The organism is Novacetimonas hansenii JCM 7643 (assembly GCF_000964405.1).
GTDB classification, from domain to species: domain Bacteria; phylum Pseudomonadota; class Alphaproteobacteria; order Acetobacterales; family Acetobacteraceae; genus Novacetimonas; species Novacetimonas hansenii.
On sequence record NZ_BANE01000128.1, the window covers coordinates 1 to 2,445 of the forward strand.

Annotated in this window: 4 protein-coding genes; 2 read left to right on the forward strand and 2 right to left on the reverse strand. The window is 52.6% G+C overall.

Features of this window, described 5'->3' with window-relative positions:
• Positions 1 to 119 precede the first annotated feature (119 nt).
• The gene (locus B7G66_RS09845) at positions 120 to 749 is read right to left on the reverse strand and encodes a TetR/AcrR family transcriptional regulator (protein ID WP_003621576.1); all 630 of its coding nucleotides are present in this window, start codon (positions 747 to 749) and stop codon (positions 120 to 122) included.
• Positions 750 to 1,442: 693 nt separating this feature from the next.
• On the opposite strand from B7G66_RS09845, the gene B7G66_RS09850 reads away from it, so the two are divergent.
• Together B7G66_RS09850 and B7G66_RS17850 are read left to right on the forward strand one after the other, a co-directional pair.
• Positions 1,443 to 1,631, forward strand: a complete 189-nt coding sequence (locus B7G66_RS09850; protein WP_003621579.1) for a hypothetical protein — start codon at positions 1,443 to 1,445, stop codon at positions 1,629 to 1,631.
• Between the two features lie 322 nt (positions 1,632 to 1,953).
• Positions 1,954 to 2,127, forward strand: a complete 174-nt coding sequence (locus tag B7G66_RS17850) for a hypothetical protein (protein ID WP_155734261.1) — start codon at positions 1,954 to 1,956, stop codon at positions 2,125 to 2,127.
• Here the strand turns inward: B7G66_RS17850 and B7G66_RS18395 are convergent.
• Positions 2,122 to 2,445 (reverse strand): hypothetical protein (locus B7G66_RS18395; protein WP_206778190.1); only part of this gene is annotated, 324 nt, incomplete at its 5' end. The two genes, B7G66_RS17850 and B7G66_RS18395, sit on opposite strands and share 6 nt — an antisense overlap.

The window sequence follows — 2,445 nt, forward strand, 5'->3', positions numbered from 1 at the left end:
AGCTTTTTGGAAAAAGCTTCACCAAAAACCTTTATGATTTCAGGGTGTTATTAATCCTGACTTTTCAAACAGTCTCTTGAAAAAGGCGATATCGAAGCACGCCCGTTGTCATGGGGCGTTCATGGCACGGCAACCGGCATATCCTGCTCGGACCGCAGCCCGAGCAGGATGGTGCGCGTGATGTCCAGCGCACGTATCAGGCGCGGCGGGTTGCGATGTATCTTGAACGCCACCGCATTGCCCAGCCAGTAATGGAACAGTTCGCGCGCGACATGTGCGGGTTCGATGACCGGGCAGATGGAGCCATCGTTGACGCCCGCGCGAATCCCCCCGTCCAGAAGCGCCACAAGCATGTCAATTCCGCGTTCCATGACCACGCGCATGCCATCGGACAGTTCGCTGACCTCTGACCCGATCTTGACGATCAGGCATTTCTGGCGCGGGTCGGGATTGGACTCACGCTCTGCCCATGATGACCAGTACGCCATCATCCGTTCCATCCCCGTCAGGTGCGGGCGGGACAGGAACATGCGGATCGCATCGGCATGTTCGCGCATGTTGTACTGCAAGACCTCCTGACCGAAGATATCCTTGGAGGAGAAATAATAATAAAACGAACCCTTGGGCACATGGGCGGCCTCCAGCACGTCATTGATGCTGGTATTGGCAAAGCCTTTCTGTGCGATCAGGGGCCATGCCTGTTCCAGCAGCCTCAGGCGCGTGGTGGCTTGCATCGGGGTGGCGGCCATGCTGACGGGCTATCTCCTTGGCAAAGGTCGGACGGCATGTGGCATGCGCGCGCGGGTGTGGGGTTCAGTCATGCGCATGTCGTGTGACGGTGGTGGAATGAATAAAAATAAAAACATACTTGTAATATAAATGTTTATTATCGTGCTTCCTGTGTTTATTTAACCTTGAATAATAGATTTGATGCCCATCGTGTGAATAGCAGGTTTGAACACTTTTGTCAGGTGCCATGAATGTTGGGGAGTGTATCATCACGTGTCAGGGCCGATGCATATTCACGCCCGTTACGTGATTTATGGCGCAAACCCCTGCCGCAGGGATGCCAGGCGGTCGGTTGTGATCCGTAGATGGAGATGGATATTGGCGCATGCGGCATCAGATTTATCGTAACCATATGATAAACAATGTGAAAATAAGGGGCATAAAAAATACATATAAATACGTTTAATATTTATTAAAACGAACTTGAACTGTTTAATGTTGACATCCTCCCCTTGGCGCATATGATGCAGGCCAAATCGAAACCCATGACTGCCATAGAAGGTCAGCCCATGCTTCTATATATGTGTGGATATGGTCGATGTCCTGTTTTTCCTGCGCCGGCGCGACCCCGGCATATACGTCCAGTACGGTAGGCATCCCTGTGGTCTGCCGAAACCGTCTGGCTCTGCGTAAGATTTTTTCGGATACAGATCATGCTGGAATCAACAATTATTGAAATTGACGGAATTTTCGTCGGAACCGCGATCGTGCTGGCCAATGCGGTCGGGCGGCGGTTTTACGCCACCCATGACAGTGTGCGGGCATTGCATAATGTGGTGCTGCCGGACCTGTCGAGCCTGCGCCGCCGCGTCGCCACCCTGTTCCGCGCGACCGCGCGTTGAAACGGCGCTGACATCTTTGCCCACTGGTGTGTGCCGGGTCCGTGCGACGCATGGTCGGCATCCCGCCAGCGCGGTTGATGTCAGGACTGGTGGCCGGGCGACATCGGGTGACATCGGGGGGGGGCGGAGTGGGGAACGCGACCTGCCTTATCAAAGCCGGAAGAGAATCGGCCGCCTGAAAAATCCGGGGATCTGTGATGGCCCGGACATGGTGGGCCTCATCTGGCGGGCGTCATAAGGTGAGGGGTATGCCGGGACATGGCCGGGATGGCCACGACATGCATGGCGCCAATCCACCAACGCGGGACAGCCGGGGCAATGCATGCTGCAAAGGGCAGTGCATCAGGGGGCCGATGACCGCCTTCTGCCGCCTGAGAGAGTGTTTGAAAATAACGCATTGATAAAAAATAAGGAAAGTTTTTGGGTGCTGCCTTTTTCCAAAAAGGCGGTGTCTTCTGAAGCTTTTTGGAAAAAGCTTCACCAAAAACTTTTATGATTTTAGAGTGGATCCCGTTTGAATGCCTGCATTCAAACCGGTGAAAATGCTCCAGTGTTGAATTTCCAAACTGGATGGCAGATATTTCCGCGGCGGGGTGATTTTCTGAAATACCCTGTATGGACAGATATCTTTTAAAAATAATCTGTCAAAAACCATGAATTCCCTGACCTTGTGCCTGGAATCAAAGGGCGACATCCTTTGGTCGGGGGCATGTGCAACGCCCCCTGACCTGGGATCAGGGACAGTTTGAAAAGTCATGCTTGATAACATACTGAAATTATAAAAGTTTTTGGTGAAGCTTTTTCCAAAAAGCTT